Source organism: Spirillospora sp. NPDC046719, from assembly GCF_040645715.1.
Taxonomy (GTDB): Bacteria; Actinomycetota; Actinomycetes; order Streptosporangiales; family Streptosporangiaceae; genus Spirillospora.
In genome coordinates this window covers 1-2,629 of sequence record NZ_JBEYYT010000771.1, presented here as the reverse complement: position 1 = coordinate 2,629, position 2,629 = coordinate 1, and the positions used below count along the sequence as shown (strand labels likewise).

The window sequence follows — 2,629 nt, the reverse complement described above, 5'->3', positions numbered from 1 at the left end:
GGTCCGCGGCGAGGTCGAGGCAGGCGGGCGCCCAGGCGCCGAACGCGGCGGCGCGGACCGTCCCGGCGACGCCGCCGCGCGGCTGCGGCTGCCCGGCGGCGCCGGCCTGGCGCACCCGCTCGCCCGGCTGCTCGCCGCGCCGCACCTGGTGGAGGCCCTCGCCTACACCGGCCACCGGCAGCGCGCCGCCCGCGCCGCCGAGGACTTCACCCGCTGGGCGGACGCGACGCGGACCCCGGGACGGCTCGCGCTCGCCCGCCGCTGCGCCGCCCTGCTCGCCGAACGCGACGACGAGGCCGCCGCGCACTACACCGAGGCCCTCCGGCTGCACGAGTCGGCGGACGCGGTGTTCGAGCTGGCCCGCACCGAGCTGCTGTTCGGCGCCCGGCTCCGGCGCGGCCGCCGCCCGCGCGCCGCCCGCGAGCACCTGCGCACGGCACTGCGGATCTTCGAGCGGTACGGCGCCGTCCCGTGGACCGGGCAGGCCCGCGCGGAACTGCGCGCGGCAGGCGACGCGGGCCCGGCCCCGGACCCGGAGGCGGCTGCACCGCGCACCGCCGCCGGGCCCGGGGAGCCACCAGCGCTGACCGGCCTCACCGCGCAGCAGGCGCACATCGCCCGGATGGTCGCCGAAGGGGCCACCAACCGCGAGATCGCGGCGCGGCTGCTGCTCAGCCCGCGGACCATCGACCACCACCTCCGCAACGTGTTCACCCGGCTCGGGATCCGGTCGCGCGTCGAGCTGGCCCGGATGATCCGCTGACCGCCCGCGGACGCGCCGGGCTACCGGGACGCCTCCTCGTACTCCTTGTCCTTCTCCTTGGCGCCGTCCTTCTCCTTGGCGGCGTCCTTCTCCTTGCCGCCGTTCCTGCCGTTGGAGCCGGAGCCGCCCCGGGCCTTGCGGCCGTTCCCGGACTTCTCCTCCTCCTTCAGCGCGTCCTCATGGGTCTTGACGACCTCGCTGTCGCGGATCTCGCCGCGCCAGCCCTCGATCTCGTCGGCGCGGGTCAGCGACTGCGTCATCACGTGCCGGCGGAAGTGCTTGAGCTCCAGCCGGACGCGGCGGCCCTGCGCGCGCCAGATGTTGCCGGTCCGCTCGAACAGGCCCTGCGGGTGGTACTCCAGGACCACCAGGACGCGGGTCAGGTTCGGCGCCAGCTCGTGGAAGCTGACCGTCCCGTCCACGTGGCCCTTCGCGCCCTTGGAGCGCCAGACGACGTGCTCGTCCGGGACCTGCTCGACGATCGTCGCCTCCCAGGTCCGCTTGGACCAGAAGATCTTCGCCTGCCAGTTCAGCTTCTCGTCGTCCGCCTGGTCGACGCTGATGACCTTCTTCATGAAGGACGGGAATTCCTGGAACTGCGTGAACTGGTCGTAGACGAGGCGGCGCGGCGCACCGATGTCGGTGTGCTCGATGATGTTGGTGACCTTCACCTTCTTGCCGCCGCCGCCCTTGCCGCCGCCCTTCTTCAGGGCGCCGCCGACGGTGTCCTTGAGCCGTCCGAACAGGCCCTTCGCCTGCTCGGCGGGCTTGCCGGCGGCCTCCTTGGCGGTGTCCCCGGCGCCCTTCGCGGCGTCCTTCGCCGTCTTCGCCGTCCTCTTCGCCGGGCCGCCCGAGGTGCTCTTCGCGGCGGTGCCGCCGCTCTCGTCCTGCTCCTCGGTCCCGTCCGCCCGGCCGTTCCCGCGGCCGAGCGCGCGGCTCGCCGCGACGGCGGCGCCGGCGCCGAGCAGGACGCCGCCGGTGGCGCCGAGCGCCTTGCCGCCGGGGATGCCGCTCGGCAGGTTCTGCGTGATGCGGGCGAGGCCCGACGGGCTCCGCCGGCCGACCGGCAGCCGTCGAGCGATCTGTCCGATGGGCACCGGGCCCACCCTGGTTCCGCGATTCATGGTGCGTATCCTCCGCAGGGGTTCGATGTGGGGGTTCTGTGTCACGAGGCCCTGACGACCTCGCCTTCATGGATCTCGCCGCGCCAGCCCTCGACTCCGCCGGGGGCGGTGAGCGAGCGGGTCATGACGTGGCGGCGGAAGTGCTTGAGCTCCAGCCGGACCCGGCGGCCCTGCGCGCGCCACAGGTTGCCGGTCCGCTCGAACAGGCCGCCGGGGCGGTACTCCAGGACGAGCAGGACGCGGGTCAGGTCGGGCGTCAGCTCGTGGAAGCTGACGGTCCCGTCCACCCGGCCCTTGGCGGCCTCGGAGCGCCAGACGATGTGCCGGTCCGGGACCTGCTCGACGATCGTCGACCGCCAGGACCGGCTCGACCAGAAGATCCGCGCCTTCCAGTGCAGCTTCTCGTCGGACACCTGCTCGACGCCGACCACCTTCTTCATGAAGGACGGGAAGTCCTCGAAGCGGGTCCACTGGTCGTAGACCAGCCGGCACGGCGCGCCCACGTCGATCTGCTCGACGATGGCGACCAGGCCGCCGCGCCGCCCGCCGCCGAAGATCCGCTTGAGCGTCTCCTTCAGCGCCGTCCAGCCGAAGCTGAGCAGCGCGCGCCCCGGCGACCTGCCGTCGTAGAGGGCCCGGGCGCCCGCCAGCGCCGCCCGGACCAGCGGCCCGCCCTGCTCCGCCTCGGCCGTCAGCCGCCGGACGGCGCGTTCCAGCCGGGCCTCGAAGCGGGCGACGACCC

Annotated in this window: 3 protein-coding genes; 1 reads left to right on the top strand and 2 read right to left on the bottom strand. The window is 74.4% G+C overall.

The window, feature by feature from the left end; genetic code table 11:
• The coding region (locus tag ABZ914_RS49950) for a helix-turn-helix transcriptional regulator (RefSeq protein WP_500201613.1) at positions 1-763 on the top strand (763 nt) is incomplete at its 5' end.
• Between the two features lie 20 nt (positions 764-783).
• Here the strand turns inward: ABZ914_RS49950 and ABZ914_RS49945 are convergent.
• Both ABZ914_RS49945 and ABZ914_RS49940 read right to left on the bottom strand, forming a co-directional pair.
• Entirely contained in the window at positions 784-1,860 is a 1,077-nt protein-coding gene (locus ABZ914_RS49945; RefSeq protein ID WP_500201612.1) for an SRPBCC family protein, read from the bottom strand.
• Between the two features lie 68 nt (positions 1,861-1,928).
• Positions 1,929-2,629 (bottom strand): SRPBCC family protein (locus tag ABZ914_RS49940; RefSeq protein WP_500201611.1); only part of this gene is annotated, 701 nt, incomplete at its 5' end.